Source organism: Burkholderia sp. MSMB1078WGS (assembly GCF_001528895.1).
Lineage (GTDB): Bacteria > Pseudomonadota > Gammaproteobacteria > Burkholderiales > Burkholderiaceae > Burkholderia.
The window spans coordinates 302,013-322,733 of the sequence record NZ_LPDI01000025.1; the positions used below are offsets into that span (position 1 = coordinate 302,013).

Annotated in this window: 24 protein-coding genes; 1 reads left to right on the plus strand and 23 read right to left on the minus strand. The window is 68.5% G+C overall.

Translation table 11 applies throughout. The features are described 5' to 3' along the window. Window positions 1–50: 50 nt before the first annotated feature. From WT24_RS06160 to WT24_RS06205, 10 genes are all read right to left on the minus strand, one after another. Window positions 51–878 (minus strand): aspartate dehydrogenase, encoded by an 828-nt coding sequence (locus WT24_RS06160; protein WP_060031933.1) that lies wholly within the window; start codon window positions 876–878, stop codon window positions 51–53. Then, window positions 871–2,538, minus strand: coding sequence for a thiamine pyrophosphate-binding protein (locus tag WT24_RS06165; RefSeq protein WP_060031934.1), 1,668 nt, complete (start codon window positions 2,536–2,538; stop codon window positions 871–873). Before WT24_RS06165 ends, WT24_RS06160 begins: the two co-directional genes overlap by 8 nt. Further along, entirely contained in the window at window positions 2,531–3,328 is a 798-nt protein-coding gene (locus WT24_RS06170) for an SDR family oxidoreductase (protein ID WP_059500232.1), read from the minus strand. Before WT24_RS06170 ends, WT24_RS06165 begins: the two co-directional genes overlap by 8 nt. After that, on the minus strand, window positions 3,325–4,182 hold the full coding sequence (locus tag WT24_RS06175) for an IclR family transcriptional regulator (protein ID WP_060031935.1): 858 nt from the start codon (window positions 4,180–4,182) through the stop codon (window positions 3,325–3,327). Before WT24_RS06175 ends, WT24_RS06170 begins: the two co-directional genes overlap by 4 nt. Before the next feature lie 100 nt (window positions 4,183–4,282). After that, complete coding sequence (locus WT24_RS06180; protein WP_060031938.1) at window positions 4,283–5,179, minus strand: alpha/beta fold hydrolase; 897 nt, start codon at window positions 5,177–5,179, stop codon at window positions 4,283–4,285. 18 nt (window positions 5,180–5,197) lie between these two features. Further along, window positions 5,198–5,725 (minus strand): cupin domain-containing protein, encoded by a 528-nt coding sequence (locus WT24_RS06185; protein WP_034204576.1) that lies wholly within the window; start codon window positions 5,723–5,725, stop codon window positions 5,198–5,200. A gap of 34 nt (window positions 5,726–5,759) precedes the next feature. Continuing rightward, entirely contained in the window at window positions 5,760–6,530 is a 771-nt protein-coding gene (locus tag WT24_RS06190; protein ID WP_060031941.1) for an SDR family oxidoreductase, read from the minus strand. Next, window positions 6,523–7,593, minus strand: a complete 1,071-nt coding sequence (locus WT24_RS06195) for an aromatic ring-hydroxylating dioxygenase subunit alpha (protein WP_059500228.1) — start codon at window positions 7,591–7,593, stop codon at window positions 6,523–6,525. Before WT24_RS06195 ends, WT24_RS06190 begins: the two co-directional genes overlap by 8 nt. Before the next feature lie 52 nt (window positions 7,594–7,645). Then, the gene (locus tag WT24_RS06200; RefSeq protein ID WP_059783038.1) at window positions 7,646–7,957 is read right to left on the minus strand and encodes a recombinase-like helix-turn-helix domain-containing protein; all 312 of its coding nucleotides are present in this window, start codon (window positions 7,955–7,957) and stop codon (window positions 7,646–7,648) included. A 1-nt stretch (window position 7,958) separates the two neighbouring features. After that, the gene (locus WT24_RS06205) at window positions 7,959–8,276 is read right to left on the minus strand and encodes a non-heme iron oxygenase ferredoxin subunit (RefSeq protein ID WP_006489883.1); all 318 of its coding nucleotides are present in this window, start codon (window positions 8,274–8,276) and stop codon (window positions 7,959–7,961) included. Window positions 8,277–8,711: 435 nt separating this feature from the next. Between WT24_RS06205 and WT24_RS06210 the strand changes: the two genes are divergently transcribed. After that, window positions 8,712–9,791: a porin gene (locus WT24_RS06210; RefSeq protein WP_060031945.1), complete on the plus strand. Its 1,080-nt coding sequence runs from the start codon at window positions 8,712–8,714 to the stop codon at window positions 9,789–9,791. 123 nt (window positions 9,792–9,914) lie between these two features. On the opposite strand, the gene WT24_RS06215 is transcribed toward WT24_RS06210, so the two are convergent. The 13 genes from WT24_RS06215 to WT24_RS06275 all read right to left on the minus strand — a co-directional run bounded on the left by WT24_RS06215 (window position 9,915) and on the right by WT24_RS06275 (window position 20,714). Then, complete coding sequence (locus WT24_RS06215; RefSeq protein ID WP_027780959.1) at window positions 9,915–10,808, minus strand: IclR family transcriptional regulator; 894 nt, start codon at window positions 10,806–10,808, stop codon at window positions 9,915–9,917. Between the two features lie 297 nt (window positions 10,809–11,105). Next, complete coding sequence (gene tecA / locus WT24_RS06220) at window positions 11,106–11,585, minus strand: type 6 secretion system effector deamidase TecA (RefSeq protein WP_060031948.1); 480 nt, start codon at window positions 11,583–11,585, stop codon at window positions 11,106–11,108. Window positions 11,586–11,684: 99 nt separating this feature from the next. Beyond that, on the minus strand, window positions 11,685–12,170 hold the full coding sequence (locus tag WT24_RS06225) for a hypothetical protein (protein WP_060031953.1): 486 nt from the start codon (window positions 12,168–12,170) through the stop codon (window positions 11,685–11,687). Next, complete coding sequence (locus WT24_RS06230; protein WP_060031956.1) at window positions 12,167–13,609, minus strand: Do family serine endopeptidase; 1,443 nt, start codon at window positions 13,607–13,609, stop codon at window positions 12,167–12,169. The genes WT24_RS06225 and WT24_RS06230 overlap by 4 nt, the downstream gene beginning before the upstream one ends. A gap of 103 nt (window positions 13,610–13,712) precedes the next feature. Next, on the minus strand, window positions 13,713–14,075 hold the full coding sequence (locus WT24_RS06235; protein ID WP_060032089.1) for a hypothetical protein: 363 nt from the start codon (window positions 14,073–14,075) through the stop codon (window positions 13,713–13,715). Window positions 14,076–14,115: 40 nt separating this feature from the next. Further along, on the minus strand, window positions 14,116–15,018 hold the full coding sequence (locus WT24_RS06240; RefSeq protein ID WP_060031959.1) for a hypothetical protein: 903 nt from the start codon (window positions 15,016–15,018) through the stop codon (window positions 14,116–14,118). Window positions 15,019–15,026: 8 nt separating this feature from the next. Then, window positions 15,027–15,917 carry a peptidylprolyl isomerase gene (locus WT24_RS06245; protein WP_060031962.1) on the minus strand — a complete coding sequence of 297 codons (891 nt, stop codon included), beginning with the start codon at window positions 15,915–15,917 and terminating at the stop codon, window positions 15,027–15,029. Between the two features lie 47 nt (window positions 15,918–15,964). Further along, window positions 15,965–16,384: a hypothetical protein gene (locus WT24_RS06250; protein WP_257127435.1), complete on the minus strand. Its 420-nt coding sequence runs from the start codon at window positions 16,382–16,384 to the stop codon at window positions 15,965–15,967. After that, a complete protein-coding gene (locus WT24_RS06255) occupies window positions 16,381–16,953 on the minus strand; it encodes a YbjN domain-containing protein (RefSeq protein ID WP_060032094.1) in 573 nt (190 codons plus the stop codon). The genes WT24_RS06250 and WT24_RS06255 overlap by 4 nt, the downstream gene beginning before the upstream one ends. A gap of 59 nt (window positions 16,954–17,012) precedes the next feature. Continuing rightward, entirely contained in the window at window positions 17,013–17,684 is a 672-nt protein-coding gene (locus WT24_RS06260; protein ID WP_060031965.1) for a hypothetical protein, read from the minus strand. 12 nt (window positions 17,685–17,696) lie between these two features. Then, window positions 17,697–19,508 carry a putative porin gene (locus WT24_RS06265; RefSeq protein WP_082741781.1) on the minus strand — a complete coding sequence of 604 codons (1,812 nt, stop codon included), beginning with the start codon at window positions 19,506–19,508 and terminating at the stop codon, window positions 17,697–17,699. A gap of 92 nt (window positions 19,509–19,600) precedes the next feature. Beyond that, complete coding sequence (locus WT24_RS06270) at window positions 19,601–20,299, minus strand: energy transducer TonB (RefSeq protein ID WP_060031968.1); 699 nt, start codon at window positions 20,297–20,299, stop codon at window positions 19,601–19,603. Window positions 20,300–20,303: 4 nt separating this feature from the next. Beyond that, window positions 20,304–20,714 (minus strand): biopolymer transporter ExbD, encoded by a 411-nt coding sequence (locus WT24_RS06275; RefSeq protein ID WP_027780971.1) that lies wholly within the window; start codon window positions 20,712–20,714, stop codon window positions 20,304–20,306. Window positions 20,715–20,721 lie beyond the last annotated feature (7 nt).

Consider the following 20,721-nt stretch of genomic DNA (forward strand, 5'->3'; position numbering starts at 1 on the left):
CTCTGCACATCCGCCCTCGCCGTGGCGCGGGCGGACGCTCGATGGTCCGGTCAGATCACGCAGCGGGCCGCGCGGTTGCGCAGCGCACGAATCGCGCTGTACGCCGTCAGCGCGGACGTCTTAGGGTTGTCGGGCAGCGGCTTGCCGCTCATTTCCAGCGACATCTCGCCGAATGCGCCGCGCGCGGTGATGCGGTGCACGTTGCGCGCGACCGCCGGATCGGCGATCAGGCGCACGTGCGTCGCGTCGAGGCCGAGGCCCGCGAGCGCGACCGTCGCCGCGACGTTCGCATTCTTCGGGTACAGCCGCGCGGCGTCGCGCGCGGTGCCTTCGAAGATCACCTTTTCCTCGGTCATCGCGCGCAGATCGCACAGTTCCTCGGCCGGCGTGCCGAGCCAGCCGAGCGGCGGCTTACGGCCGACGTACAGCACTTCGTCGAGGCCGCCCTGCTTCGCGGACGCCAGCGCGTCGATGCCGCCGATCGCGCCGGACAGCAGCGTCACCGTCGTGCCGCCTTCGTCGGCCGCTTGCGACAGCGCGTCGAGCAGCGCGAGATCGGACAGCGCGCCGATCGACGCGACCGCGCAATCGGTGCCGGCCTTCAGCAGCGGCACGACGTGGTCGACGAGCGCGCTGTGGCCCGCGCATTCGAGCGCGAACTCGGGGCGGCGGGCCAGCGCGTCGACCGACGACACGACCTCCACCGCGCCGCCGAGCGCGTCCTGCACCGCCGCGCGCTGGTGTTCCGGCACGATCACGTGCGCGACGCGCAGCGACGCATCGTGCTCGACCGCTTGGTACACGGCCGCGCCGATCGCGCCGAAGCCGATCATCGCGACGTCGACGGGGGCATGCGCCCGCTGTTGCCCGTTACGCATACTGGCGCTCCGTCGGCGCTTCCTTCTTCACCGGCGGGCCGGCGAATGCCGACGCGAACGAGCCGACCGACAGCATGTCGACCTCGACCATCACCGGCCCTTCCTTCGCGAGCCCTTCGCGCACGATCGCGTCGGCCTGGTCGAGCGACGTGATCCGGTAGTGCGTGAGGCCGAAGCTCGCGCAGAACTGCGCGAAATCGGGCTGGTGCAGTTGCACGAAGCAGCGGCGGCCGCCGTAGTGCGCGTCCTGGATGTTGCGGATCACGCCGTAGCACTGGTCGTTCATCAGCACGATCATCACGTTCGCGTTTTCCTGCACGGCCGTGACGAGCTCGCCGACGTTGACCATCAGGCCGCCGTCGCCGACGAGGCAGACCGTCTTCGCCGCCGCGCCCGCGAGCGCGGCGCCGATGCCCATCTGGATGCCCTGGCCGATGCCGCCGCCGAGCGCATGCACGCCCGAGCGCGGCTCGAAGATCTTCAGCAGGCGGTTGCCCCACGTGCTGTTCGAGATCGTCACGTCGCGCACCCAGTTGTAGTCGCGGCCGACGGCAGCCTGCAGCGTGTCGACGAGCTTCTTGTACGGCCCGAGGCCCTTCGCCACGTCGGCCACTGCCGCCTCGCGGGCCGCCGCGAGATCGGCCGCGAATTGCGGGTCGACCGACAGGCGGCCTTCGAGGCGATCGGCCAGCTCGGCCAGCACGCGCTTCGAATCGCCATGCACGAACAACGCGTTGCGATAGCCGCGGTTGTCGGCGAGCGCATCGGCATCGATGCGGAACAGCGGCTGCGGCAGCGCGAGCTTGTACTTCAGCGTTTCGTTGCCGCGCAGGCGCGAGCCGACCACGACGAGTGCGTCGCAGGTCTTGTAGAACGCTTCGACCGACGCGTGCACGTTGAACGCGCCGAGCGTCGCCGGATGATCCTCGGGCAGCACGCCGCGCCCCTGCACGCTCGTCACGACGCCGAAGCCGAGCTTCACGAGGCGTTCGACTTCCGCACGTGCGTGACGCGCGCCGCCGCCGAGCCACAGCAGCGGGCGGCGCTTGGCCGCGAGGGCGTCGGCGAGCTTCGCGACGCGGGCTTCGTCGTGCTCGCGCACCGCGACGTGTGCGGGTGCGAGATCTTCCGGCCATTCGATTTCGGCCGCCTGGATGTCGATCGGGATCTCGACGGACACGGGGCCGGTAGGCGCGGTCTGCGCGATGCGCACGGCTTCGCGAATCGTCGGCAGCACGGTTTCGACCGTGCGCACGCGGAACGCCGCCTTCGAGATCGAGTCGAGCATCGACAACTGGTCCGGCGCTTCGTGGATGTACGCGAGATCCTGGTCGAGGTACGGCGTCTCGATCTGCCCGGTCACGTGCAGCAGCGCGGTGCCGGCCGTCAGCGCTTCGACCATCGCGCCGGCCGCATTGCCCGCCGCCGTGCCCGTGCTCGTGAATGCGACGCCGAGGCCACCCGACACGCGGGCCAGCCCGTCGGCCATGTTCAACGCCCCCGCTTCGCCGCGCGCACCGACATACCGGATGTTGCCGCGCGAGTGGATCGCGTCGAGGATCGGCATGTTGTGGATCGAGATGACACCGAATGCGGTCTTCACGCCGCACTGCTCGAGAAAGGCGGCAATCAGCTCGCCAACCGTGGTTTTTTCAGACATGGCGTGCAAAGCCTCCAGAAACGTCGATATGGCTGCCCGTCGTGTAGGACGACAGATGCGTTGCGAGATAAAAAAGTGCCCAGGCGGCCTCGTCGGGCTTGCCGAAGCGATTCAGCGGAATGTTCTTCTTGCGGGCGAGCGCGCCCGTCCAGTCCTCCCAGCTTTCGCCGGGCTGTGCCTGCGTGTCGTAGCGGCGGCGCCACTGCCCCGACTCGACGATGCCGATCAGGATCGAGTTCACACGGATGCGCTGCGGCGCCAGCTCGGCTGCGAGCGACTTCACGAGGCTGAGCACGCCGGCACGCGCCGACGACGTCGCGACCATGTGCGGCTCCGGCTGCAACGCGAGCAGCGAATTCACGCAGGTGATCGTCGGCGCCTGCGCGTCGCGCAGCAGCGGCAGGAACGCGCGCGTCGGGCGGATGATGCTGAAGTACTTCAGTTCGAGTTCTTCGCGCCACGCGTCGTCGGTCGTGTCGGCGAAGGTCGATACGCGGCCCTGGCCGGCATTGTTGACGAGCATGTCGGCGCGGCCGAAACGCGCGGACACCGCTTGCGCGAAGCCGGCCACGTCGGTTTCGTCGAGCACGTTGCAGCGCGTGGCCAGCAGTTGCGCATCGGCGTACTTGTCGCGCAGCATCGCCTCGGCGCGTGCGAGGCGGTCGCCGTCGCGGCCGCAAATCGCGACCGACGCGCCCGCCTGCAGGAACCGTTCGGCCGTCGCGAGGCCGATGCCGGACGAACCGCCCGTCACCACCGCCACCTGCCCGGTGAGATCGATCTGAATCATCGGAGTCCTAAAGCCTTGAGAAACGTGTGCTCGTCATCCGAGCGATAATTGAGCCGACGCGACAATTCCGCCGCCGCGCGCTGCACCTTGTCGATCAGCCCGTCGGCGATCAGCGCCGCGTCGATCTCCGGACGCGGCACCGTCACCGTGATGCACGCGACGATCCGCTGCGTCTCGTTGCGCACCGGCGCCGTGACGACCGAGATCCCGCGCTCGAACGACGAATTGCTGACGCCGTAGCCGCGCAGCGCATCCTCGCGGATCACTTCGTACAACGCATCGACCGTTTCGGGCGTCGCGCTCGTCATCCGGCTCAGCGCGCCTTCCGGATACAGCGCACGCAGCTCCTTCAGCGACAGGTCGCCCATCAGCACGTGGCCATGCGTCGTCGCATGCGCGGGCAGCCGCGTGCCGACGTTCACGCGGATCGAGCTGAACACCGGCGACTGGCTCTGCGCCTTCGCGACGAACACCACGTCGCGGCCGTCGCGAATCACGATGTGCGTCGTGAAGCCGGTCGCATCGCGCAGGCTCTCGATCACCGGCAGGCCGAGATCGGTCAGCTCCAGCGAGCTCAGATATTCGAAGCCGAGCCGCAGCACGGCGACGCCGAGCCTGTAGTTGCGATCCTTGTCCGCGCGTTCGAGAAAGCCGAGCGATTCGAGCGTCTGCAGCAGACGGAACACCGTCGTGCGCGGAATGCCGAGCCGCTTCGACAACTCGGGCGCGCCGAGCACGGGCTCGCGCGGCGAGAATTCGGCGAGAATGCGCAGCCCGCGCTCGAGGCCCGGCACCACGTAGCTGGCTTCGGCCTTCGCGTTTTCGGATTCGTTTCGTTGCAGCGGTTCGCTCATGATGCCTCCCGCCGGGCCGCCCCAAGCTTAGATGGACATGCTCTCTGGGGATGGGGGGGCTGCGCCCCCCCAAGCGAACGAATGTGAGCGTGGGGGCAATTCATGCCAGCCCCCGCTGCGTATCGCACTGACGGCAGAACGTATCGATCAGCGCCGAATAGGCGGCCGGCGCCTCCACATAACCGGCATGCCCGGCCTGCGGAATCACCTGCAGCCCGACGTGCGCGGCCGCGGCGATCCGCTCGCACGCGGCGGGCGGCGTGATCGCGTCGTTCGCGCCGACGGCCACGGCCGTGCGGCCGCGGAAGCCGGCGAGATCGGCCGCGAGATCGGCGTTCGCGAGCAGATGCGTGGCCTGCGCATAGCCGGCCGGCACGATGCGCGCCATGTTCCAGCGCACCCATGCCCGTGCCTCCTCGTTCGCGAAACCGGACAGCATGTTGCCGCTGCGCTGCTCGGCGAGCCCGGCCGGGCCGAGTTCCGCAAGCATCGCGAGCCGCGCGTCGCGGCGCGATTCGCGCGTTTCGGCCGGTGCGCTGCCGTAACCGCCCGCGGGCGAGATCAGCAGCAGGCCGGCAATGCGCGCGGGCATCACGCGGGCCAACCCGCCCGCGACGATCGCGCCGAGCGAATGACCGACCAGCACGCAGCGTTCGATGCCGAGTGCCTCGAGCCACGCGTTCAGCGATGCCGCGTAATCGGCGGCGGCCGGCGACGCGCCGTGCACGGGCGTCGACACGCCGTAACCGGGCGCATCCCACGCAAGCACGCGTCGTGACGCGCCGAGCGTGTCGAGCTGGCGGACCCACGACGCGGCGCCCGAGCCGATCCCGTGCAGCAGCACGACGGGCAGCGCGCGGCCCGCATGCTGCGCGCCGGCCTCGCGGTAGCCGATCGTGCCCGCCGCGCCGGCTGCGCAACGCTGTTCGGGAAACTGCCCGAGCAGCGCGGCGAACGCCGCGGTGCGGTCGCGTTCACGTTTGTCGATGACACTCATTGCTTCACCCGCTCCGTCTCAACGCTTGATCTTCGCGAGCGGCGAATCGGGCGGATACGTCGGCGTGATCGGCTTCGGCGAACCGAGCATCACGCACATCAGCGCATCTTCCTCGCCGATGTTGATTTCCGTGCGATACACGCCCGGCGGCACCGAGATCAGGTCGCGCTCGCCGAGGATCGCTTCCCACGTCTCGCCGTCGCGCTCGCAGATCACCTTCATCTTGCCGCGCAGCACGAAGAAGATTTCCTCGACGTCGACATGGATGTGGCTCGGCCCGATGTTGCCGGCCGGGATGACCATCGTCGAGAACGTGAAGTTGCCGGCCGGCACCGTGTTGACGTCCTTCGCGACGCCCGTGCCGCCCGTGCCGACATAGCGCATCTGCGCACGGCGGTACTTCGGGTCGTAGTCGGCCTGGAACTTCAGTGCGTCCCAGTCGTAGCGTCGCGTCGCGTAGCGCGCGACGCGCCCTTCCATCCAGTCGTTGAAGCTTGCACCTTCCGGCTGGTCCCACGACTTGCGTTCGAGATCGGCGTCCGCCATCGTCCTCTCCTTCATTGCGAGTGAAAACTTCGATTCAATTCATTACGAAGCCGCCGTTCACCGGCAGCAGTTGCCCCGTCACGAAGCGCGCGCCGTCCGACAGCAGGAACAGCACGGGGCCCGTCACGTCGTCGGGCACCTGCGCACGTGCGAGCGCGCGGCCCTGCAGGTAGAACGCGTGGCGTTCCGCCGGCACGTACGCGGTCGCCTCGACTTCGGTCAGCCCCGGCGCGATCGCGTTGACCGTCACGCCGTGCGCGCCGAACTCGCGTGCCTGCGCGTGCGTCATCGCGATCACCGCGCCCTTGCTGGCGACGTACGCGAGCAGCTTCGGCGCCCCCCACAACGCGGTGTCCGACGCGAGGTTCACGATCGCGCCGCGCCCCGACTGCGCAAGGTGCGGCAACGCCGCATTGCTGACGAGCCACACGCCGCGCACGTTCACGTTCATCACGGCGTCCCACGTCGACACGTCGAGCTCCGTCGAGAGCTTGCCGCCCGAGTTCGTGATCGCCGCGTTGTTGATCAGCGCGTCGATACCGCCGAGCGCCGCCGCGCCCTGCGCGACGAAGGCGTCGATGCTGGCCGGGTCGGCGAGATCGAGCGCGAAGAAATGCGCGGTGTGGCCGGCGCGTGCGAGCTGCGCGGCCAGCGCGCGGCCCTCTTCCGCCAGCACGTCGCCGAACGCGACCTGCGCGCCCGCTTCGACCAGCGCCTTCACGAACGCGGCGCCGAGACCGCGCGCGCCGCCCGTGACGAGCACGCGCCGACCGGGCAGCGCCACGACCGGAGCGAACTCAGCCATTCGCCGGCTCCGAAGCGGCGTGTGCCGCGCGATGCGCGTCGAGCGCGGACAGATGCTCCTGCGCCCGCTGGCGCAGCATCCGGCGCACGCGCGTGATGCCGACGTCGTGCTGATACAGGTATTCGTGATCGCGCGCATGCGGCGCGAGGCTTTCGAGAACGTAGCGATCCTGTTCGAGCACGTCCCAGTGCAAGCCTTCGAGACGGTTGCGGTACATGAAGCGCCACACGTCGCGCTGCCAGCCGCTGACCTTGCGGGTACGCCAGAAATAGACCTGGCAGTGGTCGCCGTCGACCGGCGTCGCGAAGCCGATGATCCCGAAGTTGCCGCCGGGGCCGAACTTCTGCTTGTACGGAATCGCGAGACGCATCCACAGGCAGCCGGTTTCGCCGAGCTCGACCCAGTCGAAGTTCACGTCGCGCTGGCCGATCTTCTCGAACATCAGGCCCGTATCTGTCTTGCGCACGCGCATGTCGGCCTGCTTGTCGCCTTCGGCCATCGAGTGCGACGTCGCGTGCAGGTACGCGCCGTGCATCGGGTCCATCACGTTGTCGATCGCGTACTGGTAATTGCACTTCCAGTTCGACACGCACAGGAAATGGCCGTACTCGTCGGCCACGAGCTCTTCCGGCAGGTTCAGCGGCGCCGGCTCGCCGTGCGCTTCGTCGCCGAACCACAGGAAGATCGCGCCGGCCTTCTCCTCGACCGGATACGACTTCACGCACTTCGTGCCTTCGAGCGGGCAGTTCGACACGGCCGGCACGCGGTTGACCGTGCCGCCGCCGTCGACTTCGATGCCGTGATACCAGCATGCGATGTTGCCGCCGAGGTTCCAGCCGAGCGACAGACGCGCGCCGCGGTGCGGGCAGCGATCTTCCAGCGCATGGACTTTTCCTTCGTGATCGCGCCACAGCACGATCTGCTCGGACAGGCGCGTGAGGCCGACGGGTGCGTTCGACACCTGCCAGCTCGGCGCGACGGGATACCAGTAGTTCTTGATGCCGCGGTCGAGGTAGTCGCGGACCGGGTCGCGTTGGGCTTCGTATTGTGCGGGGGACGTCATCGATGTGCTCCGGATGCGGTTGTCGTCGGGTCGGCGGTCACGCAGCGCGCGCTCATTCCGCCAGCGAGGCCATTTCGGCGCGGAAGCGCTCCGCGGTCCACGCAGTGCCGTCCGGCGCGCGGAAGCCGATGCGGTTCAGGCCCGCGACGACATCGTCCAGCTCGGTCGCGCCGCTCTCGAACACGCGTTCGAGCGCATCGCCGAGGTCGTTCTCGTACTGGGTCGGTTCGGCCTTGCGGTTCTGCCAGACCTGGTTCTCGACCTGGCCGGGAATCTCGATCTGCCCCTTGCCCGCGACGTTGTTCGGCTGCGGCGCCACCCACGGCTTCAGGAAGGGATTGAAGTTGACGGTCGCTTCTTTCATGTCATTCCACCTTGATCTGGATTTCCTCGCCGGCAAGACGCACCGCGTACTGCTTCAGCGCACGTCCGCCCGGCCCCTTCAGGCATTCGCCCGTCTTGATGTCGAACACCGCCTCGTGCAGCGGGCATTCGACCGTGCCTTCGTCGACGAACCCCTGCGTCAGCAGCGCGTACGCATGCGGGCATACGTTCTCGAGCGCATACACGTCGTCGCCGACGCGGTAGATCCCGATTTCCACGCCGTCGGTCCGCTTGAACTCGATCGGCGTGTCTTCCGACAGCGCGCCGGCGTGACCGGCGCAAATCCATTGCTCAGACATCTCGCACCCTTCCTTCTGATCGACTCTCGTTTTGTTCCATATCAGGAACAACAATTTATGGATGGTGATTATAGGAGCGACCTTCCGCGAGTAAAACAAAAAGCTGCATGTCCTAGGGAAAACACCGACCGGCGGGTCGAAGATCGCCACGACCTATCTCGTCAAATGTGATTTTTTGTTTGGTTGCGGGGATTTAGGTCCGTTTTTCCGGATTCTCGAACCCATGTTGCAGATCAGCGCCCACCCGATCCGGCCCGATAAATTTATTTTTGACCACCCGTCGGACACCTCTATACTTCATTCCACTAGAGGTACATTGTTCCTTATATGGAACATCAAAATGCCCACTCGACGATGAACATGCGCGACGGCCGGCCGTCCCTGCGCAGCCCCGTCACTACACGTTTTCATCAGGTTGGAGAGTCAGGAGACAAAATGGTCAAGCATGCGGTAGCAGCGGCAGTCATCGGAATGGGCGCCGCGTCGGGCGCATGGGCGCAGAGCAGCGTGATGCTGTACGGCAGCCTGGATGCGGGCGTCGCGTACGTGAACAACGTCGGCGGCCACGCGAAGTGGGCGATGATCCAGGGCAATACGCAGCCCGATCGCTGGGGCCTGAAAGGCAAGGAAGATCTCGGCGGCGGGCTGTCGGCTATCTTCCAGCTGGAGAACGGCTTCTATACGAACAACGGCCAGTTCGCGACCGCGAACACAATCTGGAACCGCGCGGCGTTCGTCGGCCTCAGCGCCGAGCGCTACGGCACGCTGACGCTCGGCCGCCAGACGCCGCTGGCGTTCGACTATCTCGATCCGCTCAGCACCGCGTACCTCGCGATGAGCTGGTACGCGTTCCACCCGGGCAACATCGACGGGCTCGCCGCGACCGGCAACGTGCCGTACAACAACGCGATCAAGTACCGTTCGCCGAGCTTCGCGGGCTTCTCGGCCGCGGCGACGCTCGCGCTCGGCAACACGACGAATTTCTCGACCGGCAAATCGGTCGGCGTCGCGCTGAACTATGCGAACGGGCCGTTCAAGGCGTCGGCCGTCTACTCGAACGAGCACGATCGCTCGATCCTGATCGGCCAGACGGGCATCGCGTCGTTCCAGGGGCAGAGCACCGCGAACGGCTACCTCGCGAACAAGGTCGAGAACATCGGCGCGGGCGCGTCGTACCAGATCGGCGACTTCCTCGTGCACGGCCTCTACACGCGCGTGAAGATGCAGTCGAACGGGTTTTCCGACACGTTCCAGAGCTACGACGCGGGCGTGAACTACCGCAGCAGCGCGTTCAACACGATCGCGGGCGGCGCGGCGACCACGACGCTGGCCGGCCGCCGCTGGACTCAGGTCGAACTCGGCGACATCTACGCGTTGTCGAAGCGCACGCAGTTGTATGCGAACGTGCTTTACGAACACGGTTCGGGTGGCGCCAAAGCCGCGTTCTTCACGGCCGGCACGTCGAGCACCGCGAACCAGGTGATCGTGCTGACCGGGATTCATCACTCGTTCTGAGCGACGGCGGACGCGCTTGCCCGGTGCCGCAAACGAAAAGAGCAGCCCGTGGGCTGCTCTTTTCTCGTTGGCGACGGGTTGCCGGCGATCGGCGCAGCCGCGCGATGCGGCGCGTTCGGTGGATCAGAACATCGCGACCTTGTGGCGCGCATGCGCGAACGTCGGGTCGCTTTCGAGCGGGCGATAGTTCAGCCGTTGCGACAGGTCGACCGCCGCGCCGCACACGGCTTCGACGAGCCGCTCCTTCTCGCCGGCGTCGCCGATCTCCGAGCGCGGCACCGTCGCGGTGATCGCCGCGACGATGGAACCCGAGTGATCGCGCACGGGCGCGGTCACGGCCGAAATGCCGCTCTCGAACGCCGCCTCGCTGACCGCGTAGCCGAGCCGTGCGTAATGACGCACGCGTTCGTACAGTTCGTCCACGGTGCCGGGCGTGCGCTCGGTGAACTGTTCGAGTTTCTTCTCCGGATAGAGCTGCCGCAACGCGTCGCGCGTCAGGTCGCCCATCAGCACGTGGCCGTGCACGGTCGCATGCGCGGGCAGGCGCGTGCCGACGTGCACCTTCACCGAACCGAACATCGACGCGTTGCTCTGCGCCTTCGCGACGAACACCACGTCACGCTGGTCGCGGATCAGCAGGTGCGTCGACAGGCCGGTGGAATCGCGCAGCCGTTCGAGCACGGGCGCACCGAGATCGGTCAGTTCGAGCGAATTCAGGTATTCGAAGCCGAGCCGCAGCACGCCGACACCGAGCCGGAAATAACGATCGCCGTTCACGCGTTCGAGAAAACCGAGCGCTTCGAGCGTCTGCAGCAGGCGGAACGTGGTCGTGCGCGGAATGCCGATACGCTTCGACAGCTCGGGCGCGCCGAGCACCGGCTCGCGCGCGGAGAATTCGGCGAGGATACGCAGCCCGCGTTCGAGGCCGGGCACCAGATACGACGACGCGCCGCCGGACGGCTCGTCGTCGCCGGGCGCTGCCGGATCGGGTGCATCGCTCATCGTTGTCTTGACCATGTGGACATGGACGGAAGGAAGTCGGTCACGAAACAGGTCATGGATCGTCGTGGATATTCGGTCATGCTACCTCAGTGCGCGCATGGCTCGCACCGGTGCGCGGCGCCGCGAGGCGGCATGCGCGCCCACGCCGCCATGACGCGTCATTCAAGGTCGAGAGGATAGCAGCGTTGGACGGCGCGACGCCATGCGGATATCGCCGAACGGCGGGAAAGCGGCCGCGCGGCGCCGGCGCGCGGCCGCCAACGGGTAATGACGGAAACGGCGGAAACGGCGTGAGATTCGACGCCGGACAGCCTACAGGCGCGACAGATAAACGCGAATGGTCGTGCGATCGTACGTAAAGCCGCCGGCCGGATCCGGCTGCAGCACCCGTGCCAGATCGACCGGATGCAGCCATCCGGCGCCCAGCAGGCCGCCGTTGATCCCGCGGATCCGAGTGCCGCCCACGGCGATCGCGGCGTGAAAGACATTGGCGCCGCGAGCGAAGCCGACCGCTGTGCCCGCCGGAATGCTCGCGCGCCCGTCCCATTGATCGCCGGTCTCGAAGTTGAAGCGCGTCCTCCACTGCTGACCGTTCGTGTCGAGCAGCGCACCGGGCGCGATCATTGCGTCGGCGCGCAGCAGATACCGAACATACGCCGCAGCGTCGTAGCAAACGCCGCCGGACACGTACTCGTCGATGTTCGCCATCCCGAACATCAGCGCTTGCGCGTGTTTTTGCCGCTCGGCGATGCCGGATTGGGCGACATGCCCGCCTAACTGGGTCAGTTGCACGGATAGCTCCTCTCAGGAAAGCGGGGCATCATTGTCCCGCCGATGCAATATCGTCATATCTTATTACGATATCCGCCAGCGTCTACCCGGTCCGGAACGTCATGGCATGCGCGCCGCCGACGCCGGTGCGGCGGCCGCCGCGTCGGGATTGGGTGCGAGCCGCAGGCGCACGCGCAGCGGCTGCAGCATGTCGGGCGGCGGCGGCTCGCTCAGCGGGCCGGCCGTCAGCAGTTGTCGCAGCGTCGCGTCCGCATCCGGATCGCCGAGCGACGCGAACTCGACGCGCGTGACGACGCCGTTCGCGCCGATCCACGCACGCACGACGATCGCGGGCGGCGGCGCATCGGCGCGCGCGTTCAGCACGCGCGTCTCGAGATAGCGGTGGAGCCGGTCGGCCGCGTCGCCGTCCGCTTCGAGCCACGTCTGGAACTGCTGCCCGGCGAGCTGTCCGTAGCGGATCCACGCTTGCGGCACGTCGGCCGTCTGCGCGACGGCCGGGGCCAGGGCCGCGCCCGCGGCCAGCGCCGACGCGACGACGATCGCACCCAGCCATCCCGATGCGCGCTGCTTGCGCATTCGCTTCATCCCGCCTCCCGTTTCGACGACGAATCCGCCCGGCCGATCTCGATCGGCACATACAGCCGCGTGCCGCCACGCTGCACCAGCAGCGCGACGTTGCCGTGCGCGGCGTCGATCCCGGCCATCAGCGCGCCGATGCTCGCGACCGGCACGCCATTGACCGACAGCACGGCATCGCCGGGCTGCAACCCCGCGCGCGCCGCCTGGCCGGTCGCCTGTTCGACGACGAGCGCCTGGCCGACGCCGAGCCGCCGGCGCTCCTGCTCCGTCGCGGCCCGCAGCGCGAGCCCGAACCGCGCGGGCCCCTGTTCGCCGCCGGCAGATGCCGTGCCGCTGTCGAACGCGCCGACCGTCGCGATCGCGTGCATCGCCCGGCCCGCACGCCACACGAGCAGATCGGCTTGCCGGCCCGCCCGCATGGCCGCAACCATGCCGAGCAAATCCGCCGATTCCGCGACCGGCTTGCCGTCGACCGCGAGCACGACGTCGCCCGCCTTCAGGCCCGCGCGCGCGGCCGGGCCGTCCGGCTCGACCATCGTGATCAGCGCGCCGTCCGGGCTCGCGAGACCGAACGAACGCGCGAGCGCCTGGCTCACTTCCTGCAGGGCCACGCCGAGCCGGCCGCGCGTGACCTTGCCGGTGCGCAGCAACTGATCCTTCACGTCGAGTGCGATGTCGATCGGAATCGCGAACGCGAGCCCCTGGTAGCCGCCCGTCTTCGAGAAGATCATCGAGTTGATCGCGATCACGCGGCCGCTCAGATCGAACAGCGGGCCGCCCGAATTGCCGGGATTGATCGGCACGTCGGTCTGGATGAACGGAATCGCCTGTTCGCCGGGCAGGGAGCGCGATTTCGCGCTGACGATGCCCTGCGTGACGGTATTCGCGAACCCGTACGGCGACCCGATGGCCATCACCCAGTCGCCGACCTCGGTGCGCGCCGGATCGCCGGTCGCGACGACCGGCAGGTCGTGCGCATCGATGCGGATCACCGCGACGTCGGATACGGGATCGCTGCCGATCACCCGCCCCTTGAACTGGCGCTTGTCGGTCAGCTTCACGTCGATGGCGACCGCGTCGCCGACCACGTGCCGGTTGGTCAGGATCACGCCGTCCGCGCTCACGATGAAGCCGGAGCCGAGGCTCACCTCCTCGCGGTTGCCGATCACGCGCCGCGCGAGAAACGGCGCGAGCGGATGATCGGGCGCGATGCCGGGCGGCAACTGGATCCCCATCTGCGTGACTTCGCGCGTGACGCTGATGTTGACGACCGCCGGCCCGACGCGCCGCACGAGCGCCGCGAAGTTCGGCAGCGCAACCGTGGGCGCGCCGGCCCCCTGCACCGCGCGCTCGGCGCCCTTGGCCGCGCCGCATGCGCAGGCGAGCGTCACTGCGAGCCCGGCCGCGAGCGCCGCCACGCTGCCGATGTGCTTGCCCGATTTCACGTTGCTGCTCCTCGTCGGTTCGCGCCGGTGCGCCACCGGCCCGTGCCTGTTCCCACACCGTTGGCCCACCGCACCGTTCGCGCGCCGCGGCTGCGCAAGCGCTTCACTTCGGCGGCACGGCAACCGGCGCATTCGGCCGTTGCGGCGTAACGGATTTGCCCCAGTTCGACCCGAAGCGGTTCCGCTCGGTCGACAGGTTGAACGTGCCGAGACGGTTCGACGGTTGCTTCGACAACCGCTCCGAATCCGTCTGCGACGCGCCCGCCTGAGGCTCGGCCTTCGGCTTCAGTTGTTCGCTCAGGCAGTCGTACGACAGCGCGCGCTTGCCGTCGACTTCCGCGTCGACGCACACCGGCTTCGCGGCCGAGCCGGGCTCGGCCGCCGCCGCGCGGCCGCCCTGCGCGTGCGCGCCGGCCGCCAGCAGCACGCAGGCGATCGCCGCGACGCCGTTTCGTCGCCTCTTCATCCGCGCCTCCATCGGTAACGACGCCATCGCGCGCATGCCTTCATGCTCCCGCACCCGACCCCGACGCGCGGGCCAGAAAGCGCCCGAACGCCGCGCGATCGGCTGCGTCGACGGCCGGTTCGCCCGCATCGACATATCGCGCCCACGCATCGCGCATGCCGTCGACCGGTTGCCATGCGTGCACCTGCGCGCCGGTCGGATACGGCGTGACGAGCGGCTCCCGGTAGTCGACGCGAAACAGCGGCGACGCGTCGTTGCCGGCCGTCCACAAATCGCCGACGTCGCGCACGCTCGCGTCGAACCAGAAGCGCACCCAGCGAACGGCCGGCGCGCGCGCATCGTCGGCCGGCGTACCGGCAGCGGGCATATAGGTACCCGGCATACCGGCTTCGGGCGTACCGGCTTCGGGCATACGGGCACCCGGCGCAGCGGTGCCCGACACATCCGGCACGCGCAGGAAACCGGCCAGTACGAGCAGCACGGCGGCGAGATCGTCTTCGCGCAACGTCCGGTACGACCAGAGATCCGCGACATCCGCGCACGAGATCACCGCGATGAAGCGCCCGATCGTGAGCGCGGGCCACGCGCGCCGCATCAGCGCGTAATGGCGCGGCCACTGCGCAATGAAGCGGTCCCGATGACGGGCCGCGACCTGCACGTCGCGCGAGCCGCGAATCGTCGGCTCCTCCGGTTGATACTGGCGTGTGGTGAGCACGCACTGCGCGGAACAGCGCGCGCTCCGGTGCCGCGCATAGCCGCCCGCGCCGGGCAGCGGCTCCAGCGCGCCGAAGCAAAGCGGGCAATGCGTCGGCCACTCGCCGGGCCGGCCCGGCCACGGGTTCGCCTTCGGCATGCGCGGACGATCGGAGGCGGCGGAGCGACGACGCGCCGGCGTACGCGCGTCGGGCGCCTCGACGCGCGGCGTCGAACGGAGCGTGGCCATGAGCGCGCCTACCGAGCCGACGCGAGCGCTTTCTTCAGCGCGTCTTCGTTGATCGGTGCGTTCGCGGCCAGCTTCGCGAGATACGCCTGTGTATTTTGCTGCGTGCGCTGGGCGCGCAGCATCGCGCGCAGCTGCTCCTTCACGTCGGCCAGCGGACGCGGCGCGGCCGCGCGTATCTCGATCAGCTTCACGACGTGAAAACCGGCCGGCGTCTGGATCGGCGCGGATACCTGACCCGGCTTCAACGCGTCGGCTGCCTGACGGACCGCCGGCACCATCAACTGCTCGGGCACGAAACCGAGATCGCCGCCGTTCGCGGCGCTCGCCTTGTCCTGCGAGTTCGCCTTCGCCAGCGCCGCGAAATCGCCGTTGCGCGCGCGGCTCGCGAGATCGGCGGCCTGCTTGCGCGCCTTGTCGAGCGTCGCGGCATCCGCGTTCGGCGGCACCGCGATATAGATCTGAGCGACATGCAGCGCGCGCGGCGCCGTGAACGCCGCGCGGTTCTTGTCGTAGGCGGACTGGAGTTCCGCGTCCGACGGGTAGTCGGCCGGCGGCGCATTCACCGACGCGAGATAGCTGCGCACGACGATTTCGCGCTGCGCCTGCTCGACGGCTGCCTGCACCTGCGGCTGCCGGTCCCAGCCCTTCGACTTCGCCTCGGCCAGCACGGCCTTCTGTGCGAGCGTCGAACGCACGACCTGGTCCAGCGCCGCGGGATCGGCCGCGAGACGCTCGCGCCCTTCCGCGCTCACGGTCTTCAACAGCCCGGCAATGTCGGCCTGCGTGACCGACGCCTGCGCGGCGTTCGCGATCACGTCGTCCTGCGCGCATGCCACGAGCGGCGCGCCCAGCACGAGACCGCCTGCCACCATCGCCAGCATCTTCATCTTCGTCATCATCGTTCGACTGCCCTCTGGATTGCTTCTTTTCAAATACGGACGCCGTATCAGCGTGCGCCCGTCAGCGCCACACGCAGGACGAGCGGTTGCGCCATCCCGCGCGGCGGCACCATGCCGATCTCCCTGCCGGCAAACGCGGCGTGCAGTGCGGCGTCGAGCGACGCCTGCCCGGCCGCCGCGCTGTCGACGCGCGTCACCCGCCCGCGCCGGTCAAGCCACGCTCGCACCGGCAGTACAGGCCCGTCGTCGCCGGCATCGGCCCGCGCGTCGGCCCAGCGCTCGATGTCCGCGCGCAGGCGGCCCGCGGCCGCATCGTCGCCATCGAGCGCCGTCTGCAGCCATTGCGCGACGTGTTGCGCGTACGTGCCCCACGCGGCAGGCGCGTCACCCACGGCCGTCGCGTCGGCTCGCGTGCGGCCCGGCAGCAACGCGCGTAGCGCGGCGCCGAGCCGATGCGCGACGATCACGATTGCGCGGCCGCTTCGACGGAGGCGGCCGTGGCGGGCGGTTCGCCGGCCGCCGCCCGCGCCGCCGCTTCCTGCTCGGCCATCGCGGGGCGATTGCGCAGGTGCAGCAGGAATTCCTGGATCAGCCGATCCCACAGCTCGACCGTCGAACGCAGATAGCGCTCGGACACGCCGCCCGCGACGACGACGTCCATCTCCAGCGCGAGAAACTGCCCGTGGCTCGCGAGACGCGCGAAGCGCTTGGTGCGGTTCCAGTCCGCGACGAGTTCGGCCGGCAATTCGCCCTGCACTTGCAGCACGCACGACATCGTGTAATCGATGTACGGCAGCGCGGCGAGCGGCGTGTCGGCGCCCTGCGGCGCGAGCGGCGCCGCCGGGTTGCCGAAGCGCACCGCGAAGCCGATGCCCTGGCTCGCGCTCATCAGTTGCACCGAGCCGTTCTGCTCGGCGGCCGTCACGCGGTAGCCCGCACGGCGCAGCACGTCGGCCAGGCGGTCCGCGCTGATCGCTTCGATCGGCGCGTCGTGTGCCGCGCGTTCGGCGCCGGCGTTCGGTTGCTTGTCCTGCATGTCGAGGTTCCCCCTGTTCGACGGATCGATGGATTCCAATGCGGTATCGGGCGACACGCTCACGGCGCGCTCGCCGCCGATGCCGGCGCCGCGGCGGCCGCACGCGCGGCCGGATCGTACTTTCCCGCATACAGCGCATCGCCGTAGCGCTGCGCGAGATCGTCGTACTTCACGCGGGCCGACTGGGCGAACGGCTGCCTCGACGAGAGGAAGGTGCCGATCCCGACATGCTCGTACGCGTCGAGAATCTCGTGCCCGACGCGATACAGCTCCGCATTGTGTGCCTGGCAGGTTTTCAGTTGCGTGTCACGCGCGGCAACGTCCTTCTGCAGTTGCGCGTGCTGCGCATCGCGGGCGCGCGACACGGCGAGCAGATCCTCATAGGACGCCTTGTATTTCGCGAGCGACCTCGCGTCCTGCTCGCGGCCGGCCCGCTCCTGCGCGAGCGCGCGCTTCGCGGCCGCCTCGGCGCCCGATTCACCGCGCGCCGCTGCAAGCTGGCCCTGCATCGCCTTCAGTTGTGCGAGCGCATCGTCGCGCTGCTTCTCGGCCGCCGCCTTGTCGCTCTGCAACTGCGCCTGGCTGTCCTGCAACTGGCGCAGCTCCTGCACGGTCGAGCGCAGCTGGCTGCGCAGCTTGTCCTCGATGCTCTGCGCGTGCGCGCCGACGGCCGCGAACAACAGCGCGGCGGCGACGGCGGCCGCCGGCATCGTGCGAGTGATCGTATTCATGCGCGGCTCCGGTCAGAAGCGAGCATTGAGCTCGATCTGCAGCACGTCGATCGACACCGGCGGCCCGTACACTTCCTTCGAGCTCAGGTAGCGGGCCGACACCCACGTGTCGCGCGCGACCGCATAGGCTGCGCCGATCACGTAGCCGCGTGCGTTGGTGCCGCCGAGATGGAAATCGGGATCGTTGAACGCGTCGAGCACGGCGTCCGGCTGCAGGTACTTGTACGCGATCGAGAAATTCCACTGGCCCTTCTCGCGCGGCTCCGGCTCGCCGACCGTCGCCTTCGCGAGGAAGCCGTTCGGGCCGCTGCGATAGTCGGCGCGCGTCGCGTTCACCGACGTCGCTTCGTAGTTGTTGACCGGCAGCGACGCCGCCGCGAACGCCTTGTTGTCGTTGTACGCGAGGTTGCGCACGTATTCGCCGTCCAGGCGCAGCTTGAAGCGATCGGCCACGACGGTATCCCACTGCGCCTTCAGGTCGAGCAGCCGATAGTTGTACGCGAGCCCGAAGAGCTGCGGCTGCGGCGTCATCCCCGGCGCGAGGTTCGGGTTCTGCACGATGTTGCGCAGCGCGATCAGCGTGTTGCCGCCCTGCATGAACGCGGGCGCCTCGTTGTCGGTGCTGCAGTTGGTCGCGCCGAGATACAGCGCGCACGGCGACGACAGCGTGCCGCGCATGTTCTGGAAGTCGTAGTACGCGACCGCGCCGCGCAGCCGGTTCTTCGCGTCGATCTTCCAGTCGGCGCCGAACTGCGCGCCGAACATCCACTTCGTGTCGCTGCCGGCCTTGTCGGTGCTGTTCGACGGGAAGTTCTCGCTCGTGTACTGGATCGGGAACACGCCGAGCGTGCCGAACAGCGTGACGTCCGGATTCCACGGCAACGCGTGGCGCAGGTTCGCGGCGAGCCCGTCCATCATCAGGTCGTCGGAGAACACGAGGTCCGACTTGAAGAACGGATTGTCGAAGCGGCCGGCCGTCAGGTTCAGCCACGGCGCCGGCTTGTACGCGAAGAACGCCTTGTTCAGCCAGATGTTCTTTTTCGCGAAGCCGCCGCCGGCGGTGGCCGTGGTCGACACCGGCCCGTTGTCGTTGCCGCTCGCGAGCTGGATGCCGGCCGTCATTTCGTCGGACAACGTCGCGGTCACGCCGAGCCGCGCACGGTAGCGCAGCAAGTTGTTGCGGTTCTGCGTGGTGTTCTGCGTCGGCAACTGCGTCGTGTTGGTGTTCGGGTTGATGTCGAACCCGTTGCCCTGGTTGATCGCCGCGAAATTCGTGACGTTGTTCGCGTTGCGGCTGCCGTAGAAGTGATACTCGTCGCGCACGCGCAGGTCGCCGTCGAGCTTGATCCGCGATACCCAGTCGGGGAACGTGTTCGGCTGCGCCCAATTCTCGGCCTTCGCCTGTGCGATCACTTCCTGCTTCACCTGGTCGCGGATCTGGTCGCGCACGAGTTGCGGCACGTACGGCACCGCGACGTCGCCCGGCTGGGTCGGCGGATTGACCACGCCGCCCGCGACGACCGGTGCGCCCGACCCGCGCGCGGCCCGCGCCTGCACGGCCTCGGTGCGCGCCTCGCTGATCAGCTCGTTCGCGTTCTGCTGCGTGAGCACGCCGCGCTTGACGAGCAGGTTGATCAGGTTGATCACCACGCTTTCCGTTGGCGCGGCCTTCCCCGATGCCGCCTGCGCCTCGAGCGATTGCGCCTGTGCGACGGACGCGCACGTCAGCCCCAGCGTCAGCACCGCCGCGCCGACGCGCGACAGGCGCGCGGGCGGCGCGCCGTTGCAGGGCACCCCGCCCCGTCCGTTCATCTTCCGAATCATCGAAGCACTCCGAACAATTTTCGTTTCTTTTCCGGCAGGATCCGTGCGACGGACCTGCCCCATGATTCTTTCGTGGTCTCTCTCGCGCATCGTCATGCCGGCTTGCGGCCCTGAAGCTTGACGAGCACCGGGTACGACGTCGCCGGCGGCGGCACTTCGTCGACCTTGCCGAGCGTCTCGACCGCCGCGACGACGGCCGCGTCGATCTTCGCGTCGCCGGTCGACTGCGCGATCGTCACCTTCGTGATCCGCCCCGACGCATCCATCCACAGGTTCAGGCTGCCGGCGAAGCGCGCGCCGCCAGCCTCCTGCACGCCCTTGTCCTGTTCGATCGCACGCTGCAGCACGTACACCATGTACTGCGCGTAGCTCGCGTTGCCGAACTTGCCGCCCCCGCCGCTGCCGACCATTCCCGAGCCGTCGCCCGCGCCGATGTTGAAGCTGTCGGTGCCGGCCTGTGCGGGCGCATTCATCGTCATCTGCTTCGGCTGGTTGTCCGACGGCTTCGGCGCCTCGGACGGCTTCGGCGCGACGGTCGGCTTGTCGACCGGCGTCTTGACCTCTTCCTTCACCTTCTCGGGCGGCGGCTTCTGTTTCGGCGGCGGCGGGGGCGGCGGCAACGGGATCACCGTCGTCACCTGCGGCGCGCTCGCGCGCTTCACGCCCGCGGTGTCCCCCGCGAAATGCCAGATCAGCGCGGCGAGCCCGGCGAGCACGAGCGCGATCGCAACCGGCTTCACGAAGCGGCCGGGGCCTTTCTGCGGCGGGCCGCCGTTGTAGGTCATTTCCATCGCGCTAGCCGCCCTGCTTCGCCTTGCCGGTCACGAGCCCGACCTGCGACAGGTCGAGCCGGCGCAGCAGGTCGAGCACGTCCATGACCTTCTGGTACTGCACGGCCGCGTCGCCCTTCAGCACGATCGGGAATTCCGGATTGGTCGCCTTCTCGGTGCGCAACCGGCTTTCGAGTTCGTCCATCGTCACCGGATACGCGTCGAGGAACACCTGCCCCGAATCGGCGACCGTGATCGCCTTCGTCTTCGGCTTCGCGAGGCTCGCGGACGAGCTCGCCTTCGGCAGGTCGACCTTGATGCCCTGCACCGACGCGGTCGTCATGATGATGAAGATGATCAGCAGCACGTACGCGAGGTCGAGCATCGGCGTGATGTTGATGTCGTCGTACGGCTTGTCGTCGTCCTGAACCTGCATGGTGGTC

Coding starts and splice junctions, on each gene's coding strand:
- WT24_RS06160 (WP_060031933.1), bottom strand. CDS start 878: ATGCGTAACGGGCAACAGCGGGCGCATGCCCCCGTCGACGTCGCGATG.
- WT24_RS06165 (WP_060031934.1), bottom strand. CDS start 2,538: ATGTCTGAAAAAACCACGGTTGGCGAGCTGATTGCCGCCTTTCTCGAG.
- WT24_RS06170 (WP_059500232.1), bottom strand. CDS start 3,328: ATGATTCAGATCGATCTCACCGGGCAGGTGGCGGTGGTGACGGGCGGT.
- WT24_RS06175 (WP_060031935.1), bottom strand. CDS start 4,182: ATGAGCGAACCGCTGCAACGAAACGAATCCGAAAACGCGAAGGCCGAA.
- WT24_RS06180 (WP_060031938.1), bottom strand. CDS start 5,179: ATGAGTGTCATCGACAAACGTGAACGCGACCGCACCGCGGCGTTCGCC.
- WT24_RS06185 (WP_034204576.1), bottom strand. CDS start 5,725: ATGGCGGACGCCGATCTCGAACGCAAGTCGTGGGACCAGCCGGAAGGT.
- WT24_RS06190 (WP_060031941.1), bottom strand. CDS start 6,530: ATGGCTGAGTTCGCTCCGGTCGTGGCGCTGCCCGGTCGGCGCGTGCTC.
- WT24_RS06195 (WP_059500228.1), bottom strand. CDS start 7,593: ATGACGTCCCCCGCACAATACGAAGCCCAACGCGACCCGGTCCGCGAC.
- WT24_RS06200 (WP_059783038.1), bottom strand. CDS start 7,957: ATGAAAGAAGCGACCGTCAACTTCAATCCCTTCCTGAAGCCGTGGGTG.
- WT24_RS06205 (WP_006489883.1), bottom strand. CDS start 8,276: ATGTCTGAGCAATGGATTTGCGCCGGTCACGCCGGCGCGCTGTCGGAA.
- WT24_RS06210 (WP_060031945.1), top strand. CDS start 8,712: ATGGTCAAGCATGCGGTAGCAGCGGCAGTCATCGGAATGGGCGCCGCG.
- WT24_RS06215 (WP_027780959.1), bottom strand. CDS start 10,808: ATGGTCAAGACAACGATGAGCGATGCACCCGATCCGGCAGCGCCCGGC.
- WT24_RS06225 (WP_060031953.1), bottom strand. CDS start 12,170: ATGAAGCGAATGCGCAAGCAGCGCGCATCGGGATGGCTGGGTGCGATC.
- WT24_RS06235 (WP_060032089.1), bottom strand. CDS start 14,075: ATGAAGAGGCGACGAAACGGCGTCGCGGCGATCGCCTGCGTGCTGCTG.
- WT24_RS06240 (WP_060031959.1), bottom strand. CDS start 15,018: ATGGCCACGCTCCGTTCGACGCCGCGCGTCGAGGCGCCCGACGCGCGT.
- WT24_RS06245 (WP_060031962.1), bottom strand. CDS start 15,917: ATGATGACGAAGATGAAGATGCTGGCGATGGTGGCAGGCGGTCTCGTG.
- WT24_RS06255 (WP_060032094.1), bottom strand. CDS start 16,953: ATGCAGGACAAGCAACCGAACGCCGGCGCCGAACGCGCGGCACACGAC.
- WT24_RS06260 (WP_060031965.1), bottom strand. CDS start 17,684: ATGAATACGATCACTCGCACGATGCCGGCGGCCGCCGTCGCCGCCGCG.
- WT24_RS06265 (WP_082741781.1), bottom strand. CDS start 19,508: ATGATTCGGAAGATGAACGGACGGGGCGGGGTGCCCTGCAACGGCGCG.
- WT24_RS06270 (WP_060031968.1), bottom strand. CDS start 20,299: ATGGAAATGACCTACAACGGCGGCCCGCCGCAGAAAGGCCCCGGCCGC.
- WT24_RS06275 (WP_027780971.1), bottom strand. CDS start 20,714: ATGCAGGTTCAGGACGACGACAAGCCGTACGACGACATCAACATCACG.